Origin of the sequence: Sphingomonas sp. (genome assembly GCF_019746665.1) — a bacterium.
Classification (GTDB): Bacteria; Pseudomonadota; Alphaproteobacteria; order Sphingomonadales; family Sphingomonadaceae; genus Sphingomonas.
The window spans coordinates 133,773-155,591 of record NZ_JAIERS010000006.1; the positions used below are offsets into that span (position 1 = coordinate 133,773).

General features: G+C 69.0%; 19 protein-coding genes. 11 read left to right on the forward strand and 8 right to left on the reverse strand.

All coding sequences use genetic code 11. From position 1 onward, the window contains the following. Nucleotides 1–102: 102 nt before the first annotated feature. The gene (locus K2X73_RS05630) at nt 103–789 is read left to right on the forward strand and encodes a response regulator transcription factor (RefSeq protein ID WP_294109149.1); all 687 of its coding nucleotides are present in this window, start codon (nt 103–105) and stop codon (nt 787–789) included. 67 nt (nt 790–856) lie between these two features. Continuing rightward, complete coding sequence (locus tag K2X73_RS05635) at nt 857–2,155, forward strand: HAMP domain-containing sensor histidine kinase (protein WP_294109150.1); 1,299 nt, start codon at nt 857–859, stop codon at nt 2,153–2,155. Nucleotides 2,156–2,368: 213 nt separating this feature from the next. On the opposite strand, the gene K2X73_RS05640 is transcribed toward K2X73_RS05635, so the two are convergent. The 3 genes from K2X73_RS05640 to K2X73_RS05650 form a co-directional block, all read right to left on the reverse strand. After that, nucleotides 2,369–3,427: a glycosyltransferase family A protein gene (locus K2X73_RS05640; RefSeq protein WP_294109151.1), complete on the reverse strand. Its 1,059-nt coding sequence runs from the start codon at nt 3,425–3,427 to the stop codon at nt 2,369–2,371. Continuing rightward, complete coding sequence (locus K2X73_RS05645; protein WP_294109152.1) at nt 3,424–5,904, reverse strand: DegT/DnrJ/EryC1/StrS family aminotransferase; 2,481 nt, start codon at nt 5,902–5,904, stop codon at nt 3,424–3,426. The genes K2X73_RS05640 and K2X73_RS05645 overlap by 4 nt, the downstream gene beginning before the upstream one ends. 392 nt (nt 5,905–6,296) lie before the next feature. Next, nucleotides 6,297–7,391 carry a DUF2332 domain-containing protein gene (locus tag K2X73_RS05650; protein ID WP_294109153.1) on the reverse strand — a complete coding sequence of 365 codons (1,095 nt, stop codon included), beginning with the start codon at nt 7,389–7,391 and terminating at the stop codon, nt 6,297–6,299. Nucleotides 7,392–7,453: 62 nt separating this feature from the next. On the opposite strand from K2X73_RS05650, the gene hisG reads away from it, so the two are divergent. Beyond that, entirely contained in the window at nt 7,454–8,101 is a 648-nt protein-coding gene (gene hisG, locus K2X73_RS05655; protein WP_294109154.1) for an ATP phosphoribosyltransferase, read from the forward strand. Nucleotides 8,102–8,265: 164 nt separating this feature from the next. Beyond that, nucleotides 8,266–9,555 (forward strand): histidinol dehydrogenase, encoded by a 1,290-nt coding sequence (hisD, locus tag K2X73_RS05660; protein WP_294109155.1) that lies wholly within the window; start codon nt 8,266–8,268, stop codon nt 9,553–9,555. Nucleotides 9,556–9,604: 49 nt separating this feature from the next. Here hisD and K2X73_RS05665 read toward each other — a convergent pair whose 3' ends face one another. Continuing rightward, nucleotides 9,605–11,311 carry a class I adenylate-forming enzyme family protein gene (locus K2X73_RS05665; RefSeq protein WP_294109156.1) on the reverse strand — a complete coding sequence of 569 codons (1,707 nt, stop codon included), beginning with the start codon at nt 11,309–11,311 and terminating at the stop codon, nt 9,605–9,607. A gap of 65 nt (nt 11,312–11,376) precedes the next feature. On the opposite strand from K2X73_RS05665, the gene lgt reads away from it, so the two are divergent. The 5 genes from lgt to K2X73_RS05690 all read left to right on the forward strand — a co-directional run bounded on the left by lgt (nt 11,377) and on the right by K2X73_RS05690 (nt 15,961). Further along, nucleotides 11,377–12,291, forward strand: coding sequence for a prolipoprotein diacylglyceryl transferase (lgt, locus tag K2X73_RS05670; RefSeq protein ID WP_294109157.1), 915 nt, complete (start codon nt 11,377–11,379; stop codon nt 12,289–12,291). Further along, nucleotides 12,288–13,313 (forward strand): SAM-dependent methyltransferase, encoded by a 1,026-nt coding sequence (locus tag K2X73_RS05675; protein ID WP_294109158.1) that lies wholly within the window; start codon nt 12,288–12,290, stop codon nt 13,311–13,313. Before lgt ends, K2X73_RS05675 begins: the two co-directional genes overlap by 4 nt. After that, nucleotides 13,310–13,813, forward strand: a complete 504-nt coding sequence (locus K2X73_RS05680; protein WP_294109159.1) for a GNAT family N-acetyltransferase — start codon at nt 13,310–13,312, stop codon at nt 13,811–13,813. The genes K2X73_RS05675 and K2X73_RS05680 overlap by 4 nt, the downstream gene beginning before the upstream one ends. After that, nucleotides 13,810–14,568 carry a peptidoglycan editing factor PgeF gene (gene pgeF / locus K2X73_RS05685; protein ID WP_294109160.1) on the forward strand — a complete coding sequence of 253 codons (759 nt, stop codon included), beginning with the start codon at nt 13,810–13,812 and terminating at the stop codon, nt 14,566–14,568. Before K2X73_RS05680 ends, pgeF begins: the two co-directional genes overlap by 4 nt. Nucleotides 14,569–14,641: 73 nt before the next feature. After that, nucleotides 14,642–15,961 (forward strand): cystathionine gamma-synthase family protein, encoded by a 1,320-nt coding sequence (locus tag K2X73_RS05690; protein ID WP_294109161.1) that lies wholly within the window; start codon nt 14,642–14,644, stop codon nt 15,959–15,961. Between the two features lie 136 nt (nt 15,962–16,097). Here the strand turns inward: K2X73_RS05690 and ruvB are convergent, their stop codons facing one another. Both ruvB and K2X73_RS05700 read right to left on the reverse strand, forming a co-directional pair. After that, entirely contained in the window at nt 16,098–17,117 is a 1,020-nt protein-coding gene (ruvB, locus tag K2X73_RS05695) for a Holliday junction branch migration DNA helicase RuvB (protein ID WP_294109162.1), read from the reverse strand. Beyond that, the gene (locus K2X73_RS05700) at nt 17,114–17,659 is read right to left on the reverse strand and encodes a VOC family protein (RefSeq protein ID WP_294109163.1); all 546 of its coding nucleotides are present in this window, start codon (nt 17,657–17,659) and stop codon (nt 17,114–17,116) included. The genes ruvB and K2X73_RS05700 overlap by 4 nt, the downstream gene beginning before the upstream one ends. 165 nt (nt 17,660–17,824) lie before the next feature. Between K2X73_RS05700 and K2X73_RS05705 the strand changes: the two genes are divergently transcribed. Further along, on the forward strand, nt 17,825–18,181 hold the full coding sequence (locus K2X73_RS05705) for a hypothetical protein (RefSeq protein WP_294109164.1): 357 nt from the start codon (nt 17,825–17,827) through the stop codon (nt 18,179–18,181). Here the strand turns inward: K2X73_RS05705 and ruvA are convergent, their stop codons facing one another. Continuing rightward, nucleotides 18,182–18,775: a Holliday junction branch migration protein RuvA gene (ruvA, locus tag K2X73_RS05710; protein ID WP_294109166.1), complete on the reverse strand. Its 594-nt coding sequence runs from the start codon at nt 18,773–18,775 to the stop codon at nt 18,182–18,184. It lies immediately after the preceding gene. Nucleotides 18,776–18,877: 102 nt separating this feature from the next. On the opposite strand from ruvA, the gene purH reads away from it, so the two are divergent. Further along, on the forward strand, nt 18,878–20,461 hold the full coding sequence (gene purH / locus K2X73_RS05715; protein ID WP_294109167.1) for a bifunctional phosphoribosylaminoimidazolecarboxamide formyltransferase/IMP cyclohydrolase: 1,584 nt from the start codon (nt 18,878–18,880) through the stop codon (nt 20,459–20,461). Nucleotides 20,462–20,700: 239 nt separating this feature from the next. Here the strand turns inward: purH and hisC are convergent, their stop codons facing one another. Next, on the reverse strand, nt 20,701–21,792 hold the full coding sequence (hisC, locus tag K2X73_RS05720) for a histidinol-phosphate transaminase (protein ID WP_294109168.1): 1,092 nt from the start codon (nt 21,790–21,792) through the stop codon (nt 20,701–20,703). Nucleotides 21,793–21,819 lie beyond the last annotated feature (27 nt).

Here is a 21,819-nt window from a genome sequence, read left to right on the forward strand (position 1 = left end):
GAGCGGCCATGCTCTTGGCGAACCCCCGTAATTTCCGCAGTCTCGCGTCATTTCACCGACACCGAAATCACGCTACAGCGGCTCCCGCGCGAGGGGACCCTGGTGACGGCCAAGATATTGCTGATCGAAGATGACGACGCGACCGCCGCCTATATCGCCAAGGGTCTGGGCGAAGCGGGCTTCACCGTCGATCGCGCCGATAATGGCCGCGACGGGCTGTTCCTGGCGTCGGACGGCAGCTTCGATGCGATCGTGCTCGACCGGATGCTGCCGGCGATGGAGGGAATGGCGGTGCTCGGCGCCCTGCGCGCCGCCGGGATCGCGACGCCGGTGCTGATCCTCTCCGCGCTCGGCACGCCCGAGGACCGGGTGCGCGGGCTCACTTCGGGCGCGGACGATTATCTGGTGAAGCCCTTCACCTTCGCCGAGCTGCTCGCCCGGCTCAACCTGCTGCTGCGCCGCGCGGGCGGTGGCGGGCCGGCGCCCGTCACCAAGCTCATGGTCGGCGAGCTGGAGATGGACCTGCTTGCGCGCAAGGTCCGCCGCGCCGGGCGGGCGATCGAGCTTCAACCGCGCGAGTTCCGCCTGCTCGAATATCTGATGCGCCACGCCGATCAGGTGGTGACACGCACGATGCTGCTCGAAGGCGTGTGGGACTATCATTTCGATCCCGGCACCAATGTGATCGACGTGCATATCAGCCGGCTGCGCAAGAAGATCGACGAGGGTGCGCGGCCGATGCTCCATACCGTGCGCGGCGCCGGCTATCGGCTGAGCATGGAGAGCTAAGCTGGCCGGCTGGTTCAGATCGCGCATCGCGCGCTTCGTCCTGCTCGCCTTCGGCTTTCAGCTCGCCGTGTTCGGCGGGGTGCTGCTGTTCGTCTGGCAGGCGAGCGACGCCGCGATCCGCGCCGACCAGCGCGAACGGATCGACGGCGTCCGGCGCGAGCTGATGACCCATTTCTTCGACGGCGGGATGCCGGCGCTGGTCCGCGCGGTAAACGATCAAAGCCGGCTGGGGAGTAGCGCGCGCGACCGGGTGCTGCTGCTGCTGCTCGCGGCGGACGGGCACAAGCTGGCGGGTAATCTCGCCGCCTGGCCGCGCGCGGTGCCGGCGCGCACCCGCTGGCAGGTGGTCTCCCTGCCCGGTGTCGCTGGCGACGAGCCGACCGGGGTGACGAGCTGGGAGATTCCGGGCGGCCGGCTGCTGATCGCCCGCTCGGTCGCGGCGAGCACCGGGCTCGCGCTTACCACCGAGGAGGCGGCGGCGACCGGCCTGCTGATCGGGCTGATGCTCGCGCTCGCCAGCGCCTTGATTCTCGGCCGCCTGCTCGCCGGGCAGATCGGCGCGCTGGTCGATACCACACGCGATGTCGCCGCGGGGCGGCTCGCCAGCCGTGCGCCGACCGATGGCAGCGGTGACGCCTTCGATCGGCTGGGCGCGGCGATCAACGCGATGCTCGATCGGATCGAGGGGCTGGTGTCGCAGCTGCGGATGATGACCGACGGCCTCGCCCACGATTTTCGCGCCCCCGTCACCCGGCTGCGCACCGTGGTCGATCAGGCGGCGAGCCAGACTAGTGATCCCGCCGCGCGCGCCGCGCTCGACCGGGCGATGGCGGAGGCCGACTCGCTGCTCGCGATGCTCTCCACCGCGCTGCTCATCAGTCGCGCCGAGGCGGGGATCGGACGCGACCAGTTCGAGTCGATCGACCTCGTGCCTCTGCTTGACGATCTGGCAGAGGTTTATGGTCCACTCGCGGAGGAACGCGGCTTCACGATCCGGATCGAGGCGCCGCCACACCTGACCGCGCCGGTCCACCGCCAGCTGCTGCTGCAAGCGCTGGGCAATCTGATCGAGAATGCGACGCTCTATGCCGAAGGCGGGCAGACGATCACGCTTGGCGCCGCGACGCAACCCGGCGCCGCGTGCCTGTGGGTCGCCGATGACGGCCGCGGCATCCCCCCGGAATCGCACGGCAAAGCGCTCGAACGCTTCGGGCGGCTCGATCCCGCGCGACGGCCCGGCGGATCGGGCCTGGGACTTTCCCTAGTTGCGGCGGTCGCGCATTTGCACGATGGAGGGCTGGCGCTGCGCGATAACGGACCGGGGCTGAAGGCAGTCCTGACGATCGCGACACGAAGCAGCGGCTGATGACACGGACGATCGGGGGCACCGGACGGCGCGCGGGGGCGGCGCTGCGTCGGAGTGATCGACTGTCTGCGGCTGAAGGGGCGGCGTCCGGTTCAGGGGGAGCGACCGGACGCCGCCGCACAAGGTCGCCGGCAGGGGGCAGGGCACGACGACCGTTCCGATGTAGGAACTACCATCTAGCTTTGCAGTGGGGCCGGGGTTAAATTTCGTTCATCAGTTTGATCGACGAAATCTATTGGTCGCGCCGCGCGCCGCGCCGACCAGCCGTGAGCGGACCAGTGCGTCGAGCCCGGCATAGCCGAGCCCCAGATGATCGGGGCGCACCGCCATCACATCCATGAGCGCCAATTGCCCGGAGCGCAGCCCGGCACGCCCGATCCGCGCCCAGAGCCGCGCGGTCTGCCAGCGGATCAGCTTGCGATCCTCGGCACTTGGCCGCCGTTGCGTGATAAAGGCCGCCTGCAACGCGGTCAGCGTCGCCCCGAGCTCAAGCAGCGTGGCGCGGTCGGGCACCGGCGCGCCCAGCATCACATGGCGCACGAGCAGCGCCGCCCGCGCCTCGGTGTCAGTGCCCCAAATGTCGGCGTGGCGCTCGGCGAGCACGCGGGTCGCGCTCGCCTGCATCGTATCGGTATAGCGCTGCGAAGCGCCCCCGGCATGGCGGCGATAATGGAGCAAAGGGGTGTCGATCCGCGCGATCCGACCAAAGGCGCTCAGCCGGTGATAGAGATCGAAATCCTCGGCATAGAGGATTTCAGGCCGGCTGAAGGGATCGAGCCGGCGCGCGACATCGCCGCGCACCATCACGCTCGACCAGACGAGCGGGTTGCACACCCACAGCATCCATTCGACCAGCGCGGGGGTCGTCACCGCCGGCAGCGGCGAGGGCGAGAGCGTGCCATCCTCCAGCACATCGGCGGCGCTCGCCACCAGCACGACATCGGGGTGCGCCTCCAGATAGTCGAACTGCGCGCGCAGGCGATCGGGCGCGCAAAGATCATCCTGATCGAGCGCGGCGATGTGGCGCCCACGCGCGGCGGCGAGCGCGCGGTTGCGGGTGCGCACCGGGCCTTGGTTCGCCTCGGCCTCGATCACCCGGAAGCGCGGGTCGCCGATCGCGCGCAAAACTTCCCGGGTGGTGTCGGTCGAACGATCGTCGACGATCACCACCTCGAAATCGGTCAGCGTCTGACGGCTGAGGCTCACGATCGTCTCGCCAATCAGCGACGCGCCGTTATAGGCGGCGATGATGACGCTGACGGCGGGGGTCACGCCACCGCCCGCGCGCCTTGCGTGAGCAGCTGCTCGACGATCATCAGCCCGACATCGTTCTGCCACAGCCACAGCCCGTTGGCCTGGCCGCGGAAGCTCTTCTCGCCGCCCAATCTGCCCCAGGGGACGAAGCCCGCCGCGAGCCCGATGCCATAGACGCCCGGCACCGGCGTGCCGTCCGCCGCCATCACCCGGCAATGCGGATCGACCATCGGCGCGCCGCCATCCGCCGCGAGCCGGATCGGGCGGCCGGCATAATCGCTCAGCGGCAGCGCGTGCGGGCGATAGCCGAGCGCGCCGACCACCAGATCGGCCTCGCGCAGAACCGCTTGCGCGCCGGCCTCGTCGGCGTCGATCCGGTGCAACGCGACGCGTGGATCGGGCACCCGCCCGCCAATGCCGAGCATCCGCAGCACCAGCTCGCGCGCCTCCAGCCGGAAGCCCGCGAGGCGATAGACGAAGCCCGAGACCGGGCAGATATCGTCCGGGCCGAAATCGGTGAAGCCATCGGCATGGGCGGCCTCGGCGCTGTGGTAGAAAGGCCGCAGCGGCCGGCGGTGGAGCAGGGTAATCGCGCCGGCGCCGAACGGCAGCGCGGGAATCGTCTTCAACAGCAGCGCGACGGTCGCGAGCGCGCTGGTCGAGCCGCCGACCACCGCCACCTTGGGCGCGCGCTTGGCGCTCAGGCGATCGACGAGCTTCGCCATCCCGCCCAGCGCCAGCACCTCGTCCGACGTGACCAACCGCTCGCCCGCGAGCGCGGCGAGCGGGGCGCCGGCGACGCTCGCCCGCGCGATCGGCTCGATCGGCTGATGCCCGCCGGTCGCGATCACCAGATTGTCGGCCAGCTGATCGAATTCGCGCCCGCTCGCGCGCGCGCGCAGCCGGACGCGCCAGGGGCCTTCGGGCGTGCGTTCGGCGCCAAGCACTTCATGCCCGGTCAGCACCGCGCCACCATGCTGCTCGACCAGCCCCGCAAGCCGCTCGCCGGTCACCCGCAGCAGCGGCCCGACATCGACCAAGGGCACCCCGAGCGCATCGGTGAAATTGCCCACGGTGCGCGCCGCCGGATGATCGGCGAGCGCGGCGAGCGCGGGTTCGGCATTGTCCTTCACCGCCGTCAGGAAAGTCTGGGCCGTGCTGTCGGAGGTGATCGCATAATCGCCCAACCGTCCGCGCCCGACCGCGTCGTCGCGGTCGACCAGCACCAGCCCTTGCGCCAGTCGCGGCAGCAGCCCGTGCTTGGCGGCGGCGGTGAGCATCGCGGTGCCCGCCGGCCCCGCGCCCACCACCAGCGTGCGCGCGACCGCGAAGCGCCGCGTGCGCGCCGGGAACTGGGTCACCTTGGGGGTCGCGGTGCAGGCGGCGCGGAAGCGTTCGGCGATCGCCCGCGCGTCGTCCGGCGTCATCGCATCGGTGATCGGCAACGAGACGGCGCGTGCGGCGATGCGATCGGCGACCGGGGTCGGCTCGATCAGCGCGCTCGCCTTGAAGAAAGGCTGTTCAGCCAGATGCGGGCTGAAATACTGGCCCGCCTGCACCCCGGCCTCGGCCAGCGCGGCGAGCACCATCGGACGGCGGCGCGCGGCGGCCTCCGGCAACAGCACCGGCATGAATTGCGGTGCACGGCGGCTCCCGCGCGGCGCCTGGAGCGAGAAATCGGCGAGTGCCTCGCGATACGCGGCCTCGATCGCGGCACGATTCTCCGCGACCCCGGCGAACTCGTCCAGCTTCAGCCGCGCGGTGAGCGCGAGCAGTTCGGGAAGCTTGGCATTCAGCCCCGGCATCGCCGCGCTGCGGCTCCCCGCGAAACCGAAATTGGCCATCGCGCGCAAATTGTCGATCAGCGCGGCGTTGCCCGAATGGATCAGCCCGCCTTCGGCGACCGCGAAGGTCTTGGTCGCGTGCATCGAATGGACGACGGCGAAGGGTGCGTCGGCGCCAAAGCCCTCGCCAGCATCGTCGAGCGTGCCAAGCGACGCGGCGGCATCGACCACCACGCCGATGTTGCGCGCCTGGAGCGCGGCGTAGCGATCGAGGTCGATCGCGGTGCCAAAGGTCGCATAAGGCACCACCACCGCGATCCGGCGGCCATAATGCGCGATCAGCCGCTCTTCCTCGGCGGCGCTCGCGGTCCAGTCATCGGGATCGATGTCGCAGATCAGCGGCGTCAGCCCTGCCCACAGCGCGGCATGGGCGGTCGCGGCGAAGGTGAAGCTCGGCATCAGCGCGAGCGCGCCGGGCTCGGGCAGCCAGCCGGCGGCCTGGCGAATCGCGATCATCAGCCCCAGGGTCGCGTTGGCGACGGCAAGGCTAGCGCCCCGCCCGCCGAACAGCCGCTCGGTCGCCTCGGCCTCGAACGCCTGCACCTCGGGGCCATTGTTGCTGAACTGGCCCGACGCTTCGAGCCGCGCGAGCGCTTCGGGGTGCGCGCTCAACCGCGGCGGACGCGGCGCGATCAGCGGATAGTGACGCATGCATAGCCTCCTGGAGCCTGAGGCTTAGGCGGCGGCGCGCTAAGATCGGGTTAGTGCCGGGGGTGGTGTGAGATTGTGGTTTACCAATGATTGGCGGGTGGTGCTGGCGTTTTGGTTCACGCGGAGGCGCGGCGATCGCGGAGGAAGAAGAAAGAAGGATTTGGTTCGCGCAGAGGCGCAGAGGCGCAGAGGGGACGCGGTGCCAAGGGCCAGCGCGTAGCGCCGTTCATCGACGTGATTGAAGCGCCTTCGGCGCGAAGGAAATGGGCGAGGCCCTCGGCGTCCTCCCTCTGCGCCTCTGTGCCTCTGCGCGAACTCCGTAGCTGCACGAACCGCACTTGAATCCCAAAACCTCCGCGTCTCCGCGTGAACTAAAAACGTCGGCGCGAGGGTCAAAGCTCGATCACCGCTCCCGCCGGTACGCCCGGGCCAGTCGGCACCGGGACACCCGGTTCGATCCACGCCGCATGGGCATGGCTATGCGCAATCACCTCGCGTTCGCCGGACCCCGGCCAGCCGCGCACCGACAGCAACATATGCGCGAACGCCCGGTTGGGCTCCATCGCCACCCAGGCGAGCGGCCGCTCGGCGGTCGCCCGTGTCCCTGCCGCCGCCATCGCCCGGCGGATACGCTCGGCGACGGGCTCGGGGAGATATTGCCAGACGACCGAGTGCATCAGCACCCGCGTCACGCCTTCCGCCTGCGGCTCGACAAGGCGCGCTTCGAGCCAGTCGGCCGCGTCGGCATGGGCAAGGTCCACCGGCTTCGCGCGCACCATCTCGATCGCGCGCGCCAGCCGCGCGCCCCGCTCGGGGGTCTCGGCCCAGACATAGGCGGCGAGCCGCGCCGCGACTTGGGGATCGGTCACGTCTAGTGGATTCACATCGCACCCGCGCGTCGACACGATTTCGAGCGCCTGCGGCTCGGGCGGCGGCCCGCGCCAGTCGGGGGTGATCGTCACCGCGCTGTCCGCCGGCCCCACCGCCACCCCGCCGAGCACGAAGCGGTAGCGATCGATCAGCAGGTTGAGCCCGCCGCTCGACCCGATCTCGAGCACCTCCAGTCGGGGCGTGCAGCGCTTGGCGACCGCCATGAGCCCGAGCATCAGCGCCGCCGAGCGCCCCGGCTCGTTGGTTTGCGGCGGCCCGTCGAGCCAGGGGTCGAGCGCGGCGTGATGCTCGGCGCAGACGCGGTTCACCACGGCCGCGATCGCGCCCGCTTCGGTTATCGCGCCCGCGAACACCTGGGCCAGCTCCGCATCGGCCCCCGCCCTCACCAGCGCATGCAGCCCGCCGATGAAGCGCAAGGGGAGCGCGTCCTTGGTCGGCTCGCCGGGCCAATCGAGAATACGCCGTCCGATCGTGCTCTCGCGCGACAACCCCTGCTCGATCGCCGTGCACAGCCGCGCATAGATCGGCGCGTCCATCGTGCGGCAATAATATTCCTGGATCGCGAAGGCCCCGCGATTATTCGCTTCGTCCGCCACGGCACGCTCCTATCGCGCTCAGGTTGCACCCGCTCGGCCCGCTAAGTAAAGCGGCGCCTTCCATGACCGAGCCGCTGATCCTCGCCGTCCCCAAGGGCCGCATCCTGGCCGAAGCCGTGCCGCTGCTCGCCCGCGCCGGGATCGAGCCCGAGCCCGCCTTCAGCGACGAAGCCTCTCGCGCGCTACGCTTCAAGACCAACGTCGCCGGTATCGAGCTGATCCGCGTGCGCGCCTTCGATGTCGCGACCTTCGTCGCGCATGGCGCGGCGCAGATCGGCATTGTCGGCTCGGACGTGCTGCTCGAATTCGCTTATCCCGAGCTGTACGCCCCGGTCGATCTTCGGATCGGCCCGTGCCGGCTGTCGGTCGCCGAGCCCGCCGCGCTCGCCGCGACCGATGATCCGCGCGGCTGGAGCCATGTGCGGATCGCGACCAAATATCCGCACGTCACCAAGACGCATTTTGCGGCCCGGGGCGTGCAGGCAGAGTGCGTCAAGCTCAACGGCGCGATGGAGCTGGCGCCGGTGCTCGGCCTCGCGCCGCGCATCGTCGATCTGGTGAGTTCGGGGCGGACGCTGAAGGAGAACGGGCTGGTCGAGGTGGAAGTGATCGCCGAGGTCACCAGCCGCCTGATTGTCAACCGCGCCGCCTTCAAGACCCGTGCCGAACTGGTGCCGCTGGTCGAGGCGTTTCGCGGGGCGGTGGGATGAGGGCGTTCTTTGTTAGATCCTCCCCAGCTTTGCTGGGGAGGGGAACCGTGCGCAGCACGGTGGTGGGGCGCCGCCGGGTGCGACCGTCGCTTGCCCCTCCACCATTGGCCGCGCCAATGGTCCCCGTCCCCGAGCAAGCTCAGGGAGGATTTTAGGGCTTTGCCATGATCCACCTCACCACCACCGACCCCGATTTCCCCACCCGCTTCGCCGCGCTCGTCAACGCCCGGCGCGAGGCGGACGCCGATGTCTCGCGCGATGTCGCCGTGATCATCGCCCGCGTCCGCGCCGAGGGCGACGCCGCGCTCCACGCGCTCACAGCGCAGTTCGATGGTCACGACCTTGATGAGACCGGCTGGCGGATCGACCCGGCCGAGTGGCGTGCGGCTTATGACGGGCTCGCCCCCGAATTGCGCGACGCGCTCGATCTCGCCGCCGCGCGCATCCGCGCTTATCACGCGCGCCAGCGGCCCGAGGATGCCAGCTATCAGGAAGCCGGCATCCGGCTCGGCGCACGCTGGCGCCCAGTCGATGCGGCGGGCGTCTATGTGCCCGGCGGGCGCGCGGCCTATCCCAGCTCGGTGCTGATGAATGCGCTCCCCGCCAAGGTCGCCGGCGTCGAGCGGCTGGTGATGGTGACGCCGACCCCGCGCGGCGAGGTGAACCCGCTGGTGCTCGCCGCCGCGCATGTCGCGGGGGTGGACGAGCTGTGGCGGGTGGGCGGCGCGCAGGCGATCGCCGCGCTCGCCTTCGGCACCGAGCGGATCAAGCCGGTCGACGTCATCACCGGCCCCGGCAACGCGTGGGTGGCGGAGGCCAAGCGCCAGCTTTACGGCGTGGTCGGGATCGACATGGTTGCGGGGCCGAGCGAGATCGTCGTGGTGGCGGACGGCGACAACGATCCCGTCCTCACCGCCGCCGACCTGCTGAGCCAGGCCGAGCATGATCCCACCAGCCAATCGATCCTGTTCACCGACGATGCCGCTTTCGGCGCGGCGGTCGCGGCGCAGGTGGAGGCACATCTGGCGACGCTCGCGACGCAGGCCGTGGCGCGCGCCTCCTGGGAAGCCAATGGCGCGATCATCGTCGCGCCGCTCGCCGAGGTGCCGCCCTTGGTCGACGCGCTCGCGCCCGAGCATCTCCAGCTCGCGGTCGCGGAGCCCGAGGCGCTGTTCGACCGGGTGCGCCATGCCGGCTCGGTGTTCCTGGGGCGCCACACGCCGGAGGCGATCGGCGATTATGTCGCCGGACCCAACCACGTCCTCCCCACCGGCCGCCGCGCGCGTTTCTCGAGCGGGCTGTCGGTGCTCGATTTCATGAAGCGCACCAGCTTCCTGGCGCTGGAGCGCGACGGCCTCGCCGAAATCGGCCCGGCGGCAGTGGCGCTGGCCGAAGCCGAGGGGTTGCCGGCGCACGCGCGATCGGTCGCGCTGCGGCTCAATCGGCGGGGGTAACTCGGCTCGGGAACCGGGGTGACGGGGGCGATTTCTCCAGATCGGCCCCCTACGCCACCGCCCGCTCGGCCCAGCGCGCGCGATATTCGGCCTTGAGCGCCACCTTGTCGATCTTCTCGGTGCCAAGGCGGGGGAGCGGTCCCTCGGCGAGCCAGATCTTCGCCGGCACCTTGAACTTGGCGATGCGCGCTTCGAGGAAATCGCACAGGGCCTCGGCGTCCATCACCTCGCCGGCGCGGATCAGCACCACCGCGCCGGGCACTTCGCCATAGCGCTCATCCGGCAGGCCGAACACCGCGCATTCGGCGACCGCCGGGTTCTCGTAGAGCGCGGCCTCCACTTCCTGGCACGAGATATTCTCACCGCCGCGAATGATGATGTCCTTCTTGCGATCGACGATGAACAGATAGCCGTCCTCGTCGAGATAGCCGATGTCGCCCGTCAGGAAGAAGCCGTCGGTGGTGAAGGCGGCCGCCGTGGCCTGCGGATTGTTCCAATAGCCGCGGAAGTTGCAGATCGAACGGATGGCGACCTCGCCGCGCGTCCCCGCCGGAACCGGCCGCTCATTGCCGTCGAGGATCGCCAACTCGACCAAGGGAGGCGAGGCACGGCCGGTCGAATTGGGCTTGGCGAGGTAATTGTCGCGGAAATTGCCGCAGCCGACGCCGTTGGTTTCGGTGAGGCCATAACCGATCAGCGGCTTGGCCCCGCCCATCTCTTCGTTCAGGCGCCGCACATGCTCGACCGGACGCGGCGCGCCCCCGGCGGCGAAATCGGTGACCGTCGACAGATCATAGCGCGCGCGATTGGGATGCGTCAGAATCTCATAGCTCATCAGCGGCACGCCGACGAAATAGGTCACCTTTTCGCGCTCGATCAGCCGCATCGCCTCCTCGGCGTCCCATTTGGGCATGAGGACCAATTTCCGCCCCATCGCGAAGCTTTGCAGGAACACGGGGACTTCGGCGGTGACGTGGAACAGCGGCACGTTGAGCAACGTCGCGTGCTCGGTGGGCGCGCTGCCGCCCTCTTGCGAGAGGATCGCGAACATGGTGAGCGCGCTCGTCAGATAGTTGAACACCGCCTGCGTCACCGCGCGGTGATCGCTATACGCGCCCTTGGAGCGGCCAGTGGAGCCGCTGGTGAACAGGATCGTCGCGAGATCGTCCGGCCCCAGTATCGGCAACGCGGCATCGTCGCGCCCGCGCTCGGTCAGCCTGGCGAGCGCCTGGGCGAGCGGCAGGCGATCGTCGATCGCGACCACCTCGGCCCCGACCCCGGTCGCCTCGGCCAGGCGCTGCGCGCGCGGCGCATCGGCGAAGACCAGCCGGCATTCGACATCGGCCACCGCCTCGGCCAGCTCGCCCGCCTGCCACCAGCCGTTGAGCAGGGTCGCGACGCCGCCCGCCATCAGCACCCCCATGTAGAGCGCGATCCAGCTCGGCGAATTGCGCATCGCGATGCCGACCCGGTCGCCCTTCGCCACGCCGAACCCGCTCACCAGCGCGCGCGCGACATTCTGGGCGATGGCGTACACCTCGGCGAAGCTCAGCCGCTCCTCGCCCGCCACCAGGAAGGTCTTGTCGCCATGCTGCTGGCAGAAATGCGCGAAATAGTAAGAAAGCGCGGGCGGCGCGGTGGCAATCGCCGGATAATCGCGCCCGTCACGCGTCACCGAGGTCAGCGGCAGCTGGCCCCCCGGCGCGGTGAGCGCGGCGAGCACCGCATCCATGCGCTGGTCGAGCACTGACGGCATCACTCTCTCCTCTTGGTCTTATGCGTTGCGCCCCTTATGGAGGCGGCGCAGCCTGGGGAAAAGCCTTGATCCTGTCTCTCGTCGCCGCCGCCGACCGGCACCTGCGTTTCACCGATCTGGGCATCGATCCCGTCGCGATCCCGATCCGGCTGGGCAGCTTCGCGTTCGACATCAAATGGTATTCGCTCGCCTATATCGCCGGCATCCTGATCGGTTACTGGTACATGCTCAAGCTGATCGCGCAGCCCGGCGCGCCGATGGCGCGGCGCCATGCCGATGATCTGGTGTTCTATGCGACGATCGGGATCATCGCCGGCGGGCGGCTGGGCTATGTGATCTTCTACGCGCCCGAGATGTTCCTGAGTCCGCTCAAGATCATCCGGCTGTGGGACGGGGGGATGAGCTTTCACGGTGGCGCGATCGGCACCTCGATCGGGATCATCCTGTTCGCCCGCGCGCACAAGCTCGATTGGCTGCGGGTGCATGATTATCTCAGCTGCTGCGTGCCGTTCGGCCTGTTCTTCGGGCGCATCGCCAATTTCGTGAATGGTGAGCTGTGGGGCAAGCCGAGCCAGGTCGCCTGGGCGATCGTCTTCCCGCGCACCCCGGCGGACGTGCCGCGCCATCCGAGCCAGCTCTACGAGGCGGGGTTGGAGGGCATCCTGCTGTTCGCGCTGCTTTGGTTGGCGTTCTGGCGAACCAAGGCGCGCTATCAGCCGGGGCGACTGACCGGGCTGTTCATGGGGGGCTATGGCGTCGCGCGCTTCATCGTCGAATTCTACCGCGAGCCCGACGCCCAATTCTACGATCCGAACAACGCCTTTTACGGCCTGTACGATGTGCTGCTGGTGAAGAGCGGCGTGCATATGGGCCAATGGCTGTGCGTGCCGATGATCCTGGGCGGCGCTTATCTGATCGCCACCGCCAAGGGCCGCCGTCAGCGCGTCGAAAGCATCGCCGGGCAGCAGAGCGTCGCATGAGCAGCGCCGAGCCGCTGCTCGCCGAGCGGCTGGCGCGGGCGATCACGCTGGCCGGGCCGATCTCGGTCGCGCAGTATATGGCTGCGGCGAACGGCCATTATTACGCGACCCGCGACCCGCTGGGGCAGGACTTCATCACCGCGCCGGAGATCAGCCAGATGTTTGGCGAGCTGATCGGGCTGTGGCTCGCCGATCTGTGGGACCGCGCCGGGCGACCCGACGCCGCCTATGTGGAGCTTGGGCCGGGGCGCGGAACGCTTGCCGCCGATGCGCGGCGGGCGATGGCGAAAGCAGGGTTCGCGCCGCCCGTCCATTTCGTCGAGACGAGCCCCGTATTGCGCGCGGCGCAAGCCGAGCGGGTGGCGGATGCCGCATGGCACGACAGCATCGAGACGCTTCCCGATGACGTGCCGCTGCTGATCGTCGCCAACGAGTTTTTCGACGCGCTGCCGATCCGGCAGTTGGTGCGCGGTCGCGACGCATGGCACGAACGGCTGGTCGCCTGCCAGGACACACTGTTCCTGCCGATCGCGGGCGATCCGGTGCCGGAGGCGATCATCCCCGAACCGCTACGCCCCGCCCCGCCCGGCGCGGTGATCGAAACCAGCCCGGCGAGCGTCGCGATCGCCCGCGCGCTGGCCGAGCGGTTGGCGCGGCAGGGCGGCGGGTTGCTGGCGGTCGATTACGGCTATGAGGGGCCCGCGCTTGGTGAGACGCTGCAGGCGGTGCGCGCCCATGCCTTCGTCAACCCGTTCGAGGCGCCGGGAGAGCATGACCTGACCGCCCATGTCGACTTCGCGACGCTCGCTGCCGCGCTCGCGCAGGGCGGGGCAGTGCCGCACGGGCCGGTGACGCAAGGCGCCTTCCTGACGACGCTCGGCATCGACGCGCGCGCGGCGGCGCTTGGCCCGGCGGTATCGGCGGACCGGGATCGGCTGGTAGCGCCGGACCAGATGGGGCAATTGTTCAAGGTGCTGGCCGCGACCGCCCCCGGCTGGCCGCGACCGGAGGGGTTTGCATGATCGAACGGCTCGCCCAACCAGACGATGCCGAAGCGCTCTCGACGCTCGGCAAGGAGACTTTCGTCGAAACCTTCGGCCATCTCTACACGCCCGAAAACCTCGCCGCGTTCCTCGAAAATCACGCGCCCGAGCGCTGGGCCGAACAGCTCGCCGATCCCGCTTATGCGATCCGCGTCGCCGAGGCCGAGGGGCGACCGATCGCCTATGCCAAGCTCGGCCCGCCCTCGCTGCCCTTCACCCCCCAAGGGCACCCGATCGAGCTACGCCAGCTTTACGTGCTGAAGCCCTGGCACGGCTGCGGGCTCGCCGCGCGGCTGATGGAGTGGACGATCGCCGAAGCCCGCGCGCGCGGCGCCGACGAGCTGTACCTGTCGGTCTTCACGGACAATCACCGCGCCCGACGCTTCTATGAGCGCTACGGCTTCGAATTCGTCCGGACCTATGCCTTCATGGTCGGCAGCCACGCCGACGAGGACCATATCATGCGGCTCGCGCTGTGAGCGTCGAGGTCATCCGGGCGGACGCCCTTTACGGCGTAAAGCACGGCTTTCTCGGCCGGCGCGGCGGGGTTTCGAGCGGGGTCCATGCCGGGCTCAACGTCGGCACCGGCTCGGCCGACGAGGCGGCGGCGATCGCGGAGAACCGGGCGCTGGCCGTCGACGCAGTCGCGCCGGGGGCGACGCTGGTGACGGTCTATCAAATCCATTCAGCCGAGGTGGTGACCGTGGTCGCGCCGATCGATTTCGACGAGCGCCCGCGTGCCGACGCGATGGTGACGGCGACGCCCGGGCTCGTGCTGGGCATCCTCACCGCCGACTGCGCGCCGGTGCTGCTTGCTGACGCGCAAGCGGGCGTGGTCGGCGCGGCCCATGCCGGCTGGAAGGGCGCCTTCGCGGGGGTGTGCGAGGCGACGGTCGAAGCGATGGTCGCGCTCGGCGCGGATCGCGCGCGGATCGCCGCCGCGATCGGCCCCTGTATCGCCCGTGCGAGCTATGAGGTGGACGATGCGTTCTTCGCCCGCTTCGCCGAGGCGGACCCGGCGACCGAGCGCTTCTTTTCCCCCGGCCGCGCCGGGCATCATCAGTTCGACCTCGAAGGCTATGTCGCGTCACGCCTTGCCGCCGCCGGCGTCACCCGGATCGAGGCGCTGGGGCTCGACACCTATGCCGACGAAGACCGCTTCTTCAGCTATCGCCGCGCGACGCACGCGCGCGAAAGCAGCTATGGCCGGCAGATCAGCCTGATCGGGCTTTAGCACCACGCCGCGGGGCATGGCGGCAAACGGTTTCGCGCGTTACTAGGGGCGCATCATCCCCAGGGAGCATCCCATGACTCAGGAAACCGAAGCCGATCTCACCGGAGCCGTCGCGCGCGCGCGGCCCAAGCCCGATGTCGATCAGATCAACGGCCGCAAGCTGAAGCCCGCGACGTTGATGATGGGGCATGGCTTCGATCCGATGCTCTCAGAAGGCTCGCTCAAGCCGCCGATCTTCCTCACCTCGACCTTCGTCTTCCCCAACGCCGCCGCCGGCAAGCGCCATTTCGAGGGTGTGACAGGCAAGCGCCCGGGCGGCGCCGAGGGGCTGGTCTATTCGCGCTTCAACGGCCCCAATCAGGAAATCCTCGAGGATCGGCTGAGCGTGTGGGAAGAGGCCGAGGACGCGCTCACCTTCTCCTCGGGCATGTCGGCGATCGCGACTCTGTTCCTGTCGCTGGTCCGGCCGGGCGACACGATCGTCCACTCCGGTCCGCTCTACGCCGCGACCGAGACGCTCATCGCGCGCGTGCTCGGCCGGTTCGGTGTGCATTTCCTCGATTTTCCGGCGGGCGCCACCCGAGCCGAAATCGACGCGGTGCTGAGCAAGGCGGCGTCGGGCCGGGTCGCGCTGATCTATCTCGAAAGCCCCGCCAACCCCACCAACGCGCTGGTCGATGTGGAAGCCGTTGCCGCCAGCCGCGACGCGATCTTCGCCAATGCGGCGGAAAAACCGCCGATCGCGATCGACAACACTTTCCTCGGGCCGCTGTGGCACCAGCCGCTGAAGCATGGCGCCGATATGGTGGTGTACAGCCTCACCAAATATGCCGGCGGCCATTCGGACCTGGTCGCGGGCGGTCTGCTCGGCTCCAAGGCGCAGATCGATGTCGTGCGGCTGATGCGCAACACGATCGGCACGATCACCGATCCCAACACCGCCTGGATGCTGCTGCGCAGCCTGGAGACGCTCGAGCTGCGGATGACGCGTGCGGGCGAGAATGCCGCCAAGGTCTGCGCCTTCCTGCGCGATCACCCCAAGGTCGAGCGCGTCGGCTATCTGGGTTTCCTGGAGGACGGGCCGGACGCGCGCCAGGCCGACATCTATCGCCGCCACTGCACCGGGGCTGGCTCAACCTTCTCGCTCTATCTGAAGGGCGGCGAGGCGGAGGCGTTCCGCTTCCTCGACGCGCTCAAGATCGCCAAGCTCGCCGTTTCGCTCGGCGGAACCGAGACGCTCGCCAGCCATCCCGCGGGGATGACACATTTGTCGGTGCCCGAGGCCCGCAAGGCCGCCTTGGGAATCACCGACAATCTGGTGCGCATCTCGATCGGGGTGGAGGATCCCGAGGATCTGATCGCCGATTTCGAGCAGGCGCTCGCGGTGGTGTAAGCGGGGGGACGGCCGGTAGGCTTCGCTGCCACCCACCCCAACCCCTCCCTTTCAGGGAGGGGCTCCAGCTCGTCTTAAACCCCCCTCCCTGACAGGGAGGGGCCGGGGGTGGGTCGATTAAGCACGCAACGTTCCGCTACTCGAACAGCCCCTCCTGCGCCCCCGCCGGCGGGTTCAGCCCCAGATGCTTCCACCCGAGCGGGTTCAGGCACCGCCCGCGCGCGGTCCGCGCGATCAGGCCGAGCTGGATCAGATAGGGCTCAATCACTTCCTCGATCGTGTCGCGGGGTTCGGAAAGGCCGGCGGCGAGCGTCTCCACCCCGACCGGGCCGCCGCGATAGACATCGGCGATCATCGTCAGATAGCGGCGATCCATCGCGTCGAGCCCCAGCGCATCGACCTCCAGCCGGGTGAGCGCGCGGTCCGCGAGCGCGGCATCGACGATCGCGACGCCCGCGACATCGGCGAAATCGCGCACCCGGCGCAGCAATCGCCCGGCGATGCGCGGCGTGCCCCGTGCGCGGCCCGCGATCTCGCGCGCACCGTCGGGCGCGATGCCAAGCCCGAGCAGTCCGGCGGCACGCGTCACCACCCGTTCCAGCTCGTCGACCGTGTAGAAGTTGAGCCGCACCGGAATGCCAAAGCGATCGCGCAAGGGCGTGGTGAGCAATCCCTGCCGCGTCGTCGCGCCGACCAGCGTGAAGCGCGGCAGGTCGATCCGCACCGACCGCGCCGATGGTCCCTCGCCGATCATCAGATCGAGCGCGCGGTCCTCCATCGCCGGATAGAGCACTTCCTCCACCGCGGGCGGCAGGCGGTGAATTTCGTCGATGAACAGCACATCGCCTTCCTCCAGATTGGTGAGGAGCGCGGCGAGATCACCCGACTTGACGATCACCGGGCCGGATGTGGCGCGGAATCCGACCCCCATTTCACGCGCGATGATCTGCGCGAGCGTCGTTTTGCCGAGCCCGGGGGGACCGAAGAACAGCACATGATCAAGCGCCTCGCCCCGCGCCTTGGCGGCGGCGATGAACACCCGCAGATTCTCCCGCGCCGCCTGCTGGCCCACGAAATCGGCGAGCGTTTTGGGGCGCAGCGCCGCATCGGCGTCTTCGGGTTGGCGAGCGGGGGTCGTGAGGGGGTTCACGGTCATCGCGGCGCGATCAACGCGATGCGATTGCCTTCGCTGTCTTCGACTTCGGCGACGAACCCGGCTGGCCCAATCGCCTTCTTCTCATAGAGGATTTTCGCGCCAAGGGTGCGGGCGCGTGCCAGCGTCGGGTCGATCTCGGCGACCCGAAAATAAACGATCGCTCCTGCCTTGGCGGGCACATAGACGTCGCCACGCACCAGCGCGCCGCTCGCCCCCTCAGCGCCCGCCTCTGCGGGGAACAACGCCATCTCATAGCCGTCGATCCGCTCGCGCTCGAACGTGAGCCCTAACAAGGCGGTGTAGAAGGCGGTCGCGCGATCCAAATCGTGGACCGGCAATTCGACATAAGCGATCGGGTTGGCGCTGGCGGGCGTGGACATGGCGCCACTAGGCGCGGCCACGAGCGGTGCCGTCAAGCCGAATAGGAGCGCGAACATTCCGCCGATCATCCGTCCGCCATGGATCAACCGCGCGCGGCGACGGATGGCGCCGTTGCGTTGATCGCTGATCCTTCCTGCCATCCCGGGGTCGAGACGCGCCATGCCGGGCCTCCTAAAAAACCGATGATCGCTGCGCTGTGTTAACGGTGCGGCGGCGCGCGCGCCAGTGTGGCCAGGCGCCCGGCTCTGCCGAACAAATTGCGCCAGCTTGCCGGGAACAGCCTTTAATCCAAGCGGTTAGAGGCATCGCACACTAGGAGAGCCCAGATGCCCAAGCGTTTCACCGCGACCGAGAATGCAATCGAGAAGGGCCTGGAGAACACCAGCCCGAAGCAAGGCGCCAAGCTGGTGCGCGAATGGCTGGGCGAGGTCGAAAAGCTCGATCTGCCCGGTGCCAAGGGATTGCACGGCGATCTGCAAAAGCTCGCGACCGAGCTTGAAAAGGACGACGCCGATCCCACGAAGATCGAGAAGTTGCTGGGCAAGCTCGGGCCAGCCACGGTGAAGCTCGCCGATCGTTGCGATGACGAGAAGGTTAGCGAGAAGGTCCGCGCGCTCGGCGAGGCACTGGTTGATTCGGGCGAAGAAAGCGCCGACGACCACGAGACGGTCGGCGCGAAGTAATCATCGTGCGGCTTTTTTCAGCGCGAGCCGGACGAGCGCGTCTAGGCTCGCGCCCTCGCCCAGATCTTCGCTCGCTCGCCCGACCGCGGCGCTTGCCTCGGCGGGCTTGAAGCCGAGATTGAGCAACGCGGAGATGGCGTCATTGGTCGCGCCGGCGGCTGGCATCGTGCCAGACGCTGCCGGTCCGAGCGCGGGACCGGCGGCGTCCTTCAATTCGCGAACGATCCGCTCGGCAAGCTTAGGTCCGACCCCGTTGGCGCGCGCCACCATTGCCTTGTCCTGCGCCGCCACCGCCCGCGCCAGCTCATCGGGCGCGAGCGTCGACAGGATCGCGAGCGCCACCCGCGCGCCCACCCCCTGAACCCCGGTGAGCAGCCGGAACCAGTCGCGCTCGGCCGCGCTCGCGAAGCCCACCAGCCGCATGAAGTCCTCGCCCACCAGCAATTCGGTGTGGAGCAGCACCGCTTCCCCAACCGGACCGATGCTCGCCAGCGTCTTGGCCGAGCAATTGACCTGTAGGCCAATGCCAACAAGCTCGACAACGGCATGGTCGACGCCGGTCGCGACCAGCCGGCCTTTGAGATACGCGATCATCCCCGCTTGCTAATCCGCGTGTCGCGGCGACGCCAGCCTATTGCGCCTAGGCGGTGCGCCAGCATCACGCTATCAGCCGCGCTTCGGATCAAGGGGATGGGTATGACCGCGATCAAGCGCGCGCTGCTGTCGGTTTCGGACAAGACGGGAATCGTGGCGCTGGGGCAGGCGCTTGCCCGGCACGGGGTCGAGCTGGTGTCGACCGGCGGCACCGCGCTGGCGCTGCGCGACGCGGGACTCGCGGTGATCGAGGTCGCCCAACTCACCGGCTTTCCCGAGATGATGGACGGCCGCGTCAAGACGCTCCATCCCAAGGTCCATGGCGGCCTGCTTGGCTTGCGCGACGCGGCCGATCACCAGGCGGCGATGGCCGAGCACGCCATCGCGCCGATCGATCTGGTGGTGGTGAATCTCTATCCGTTCGAGGCGACCGTCGCCAGGGGCGCCGAGCGCGCCGAGATCATCGAGAATATCGACATCGGCGGCCCGGCGATGATCCGATCGGCGGCGAAGAACCATGAATTCGTGACAGTGCTTACCGATCCCGCCGATTATGCCGCGCTCATCGCCGAACTCGATGCCCAGGACGGCGCGACCACGCTCGACACCCGACGCCGCCTCGCCGCACGCGCCTATGCGGCGACCGCTGCTTATGACGCCATGATCGCGAGCTGGTTCGCCTTCGCCGATCAGGGGGAGGCCTTCCCGCCGACGCTGCCGCTGATCCTGCAGGCGCCGGCGGTGTTGCGCTATGGGGAGAACCCGCACCAGCGCGCCGCCTTCTACGCGCATCGCGGCCCCGCCGTGCGCGGTATCGGCCAGGCGCGCCAGGTGCAGGGCAAGGAACTGAGCTACAACAACTATAACGATGCCGACGCCGCGCTCGAGCTCGTGAGCGAGTTCAAGCATGACGATCCGGCGGTGGTGATCGTGAAGCACGCCAACCCGTGTGGCGTCGCCCGCGCGGGGACGATCGCCGAGGCGTATGCAGCGGCGCTGGCGTGCGATCCGGTGTCGGCGTTCGGCGGGATCATCGCGGTCAACCGACCGCTCGACGCCGCGACGGCCGAGGCGATCACGGGGATCTTCACCGAAGTCGTGGTCGCGCCCGATGCCGACGCAGCGGCGCTAAAGATTTTCGCCGCCAAGAAGAATCTGCGCCTGCTGCTGACGGGCGACTTGCCCGAACCCAAGCGGTCGGGGCTCGCGATCAAGTCGATCATCGGCGGATGGCTGGTGCAATCGCGCGACAATGGCGCGCTCGACCGCGACGCGCTGAAGCTGGTGACCAAGCGCCCGCCGAGCGAGCAGGAGCTCGCCGATTGCCTGTTCGCCTGGACGGTCGCCAAGCATGTGAAGTCGAACGCGATCGTCTATGCGAAGGACGGCGCGACCGCGGGCATCGGCGCGGGGCAGATGAACCGGCTCGAATCGGCACGGATCGCGGCGTGGAAGGCCGAGGACGCCGCCGCCAAAGCCGGCTGGTCCACGCCGCGCACCCATGGGTCGGCTGTCGCCTCGGACGCTTTCTTCCCCTTCGCTGACGGCTTGCTCGCGGCGATCGCAGCGGGGGCAACGGCAGTGATCCAGCCCGGCGGCTCGATCCGCGACGAGGAAGTCATCGCCGCCGCCGATGCGCATGGCGTGGCGATGCTCTTCACCGGGATGCGGCACTTCCGGCATTGAGGGTAGGATCACGCGAAGACGCCAAGATACTGCTCGATTGCGGCGGAAGTGCCTGACCAAGAGCAGCAATTTTCCCCTTCCCCGGCGAAGGCCGGGGCCCAGCCGCGCGGCAGATGGATAGCGCGCGCTCCCGTTGCCACTGCGCGCGATACTAGGCCCCGGCTTTCGCCGGGGAAGGAAAACAGCGAGGTCCACGAAGCGGATGCGCAGCGGCTTTTTCGCGCTTTCGTGTGCGGCCCTCAGCCGACCACTTCCCGCAGCGCCGCCATCAGGCCGCGGGTCTCGTCCTCGGTGCCGATCGTCATGCGCAACCCGTGCGGCAGGCCCTGCCCGGGCAGCCAGCGGACGATATAGCCCCGCTCGAGCAAGCCATGATACGCCACTTCCGCGCTCACCGCGCCCTCGAACAGCACCAGCACGAAATTGGCCTTGCTGGGGATCGCCCGTAGCCCCGCATTGCCCAGGCTCGCGATCTGCTCGGCGAACCACGCCCGCCACTTGGCGTTATGCGCGCGGGCGTGCGCGACGAAGCCCTCGTCCGCCAGTGCCGCCACCGCCGCCTCTTGCCCGGCAGTGGTGACGTTGAAGGGCAGGCGGATGCGGTGCAGCGCCTCGATCACCTCGGCGCTCGCATAGCCCCAGCCGATCCGCTCGGCGGCGAGGCCATAGATTTTGGAGAAGGTGCGAGTCACCAGCACGTTGACCGCGGTCTTCGCCAGCTCCAGGCCGTGATCATCCTCGTCGGGCTCGAGATATTCGGCATAGGCTTGATCGAGCACGAGCAGCACATCGCCGGGGAGCGCCGCGTGCAGCCGGGCGATCTCGGCGCGCGGGGCGAAGGTGCCGGTCGGGTTGTTCGGGTTGGCGAGGAACACGATCCGCGTCCGCTCGGTGATGCTGGCGAGCACCGCGTCGATATCGGTCGCATAATCCTTGTCCGGCGCGATCACCGGCGTCGCGCCGACCCGCCGCGCGGCGATCTCATACACCGCGAAGCCGTAGCGGACGAACACCACCTCGTCCCCCGGCCCGGCGAACGCGCCCGCGGCCAGATGGAGGATATCATCGGAGCCGGTGCCGTAGATCACCCGCGCCGGATCGAGCCCGTACTTCGCCGCCACGGCCTCGCGCAGGATGGTAGCGCCGGGGTCTGGGTAGCGATCAAGGCTCCCCCGCGCTTCGGCGAGCGCCGCACGCGCGCCCTCGGGCGTGCCGAGCGGGTTTTCGTTGGAGGACAGCTTGGCCTTCACCGCCACGCCATCGACCTTCGACTTGCCGGGAACATAGGGGGCGATCGCCATCACCCAGGGCTTGGCTTGGGGCTTGCTCATGGCCTGCGCCCCTAGCGCGATTGACAA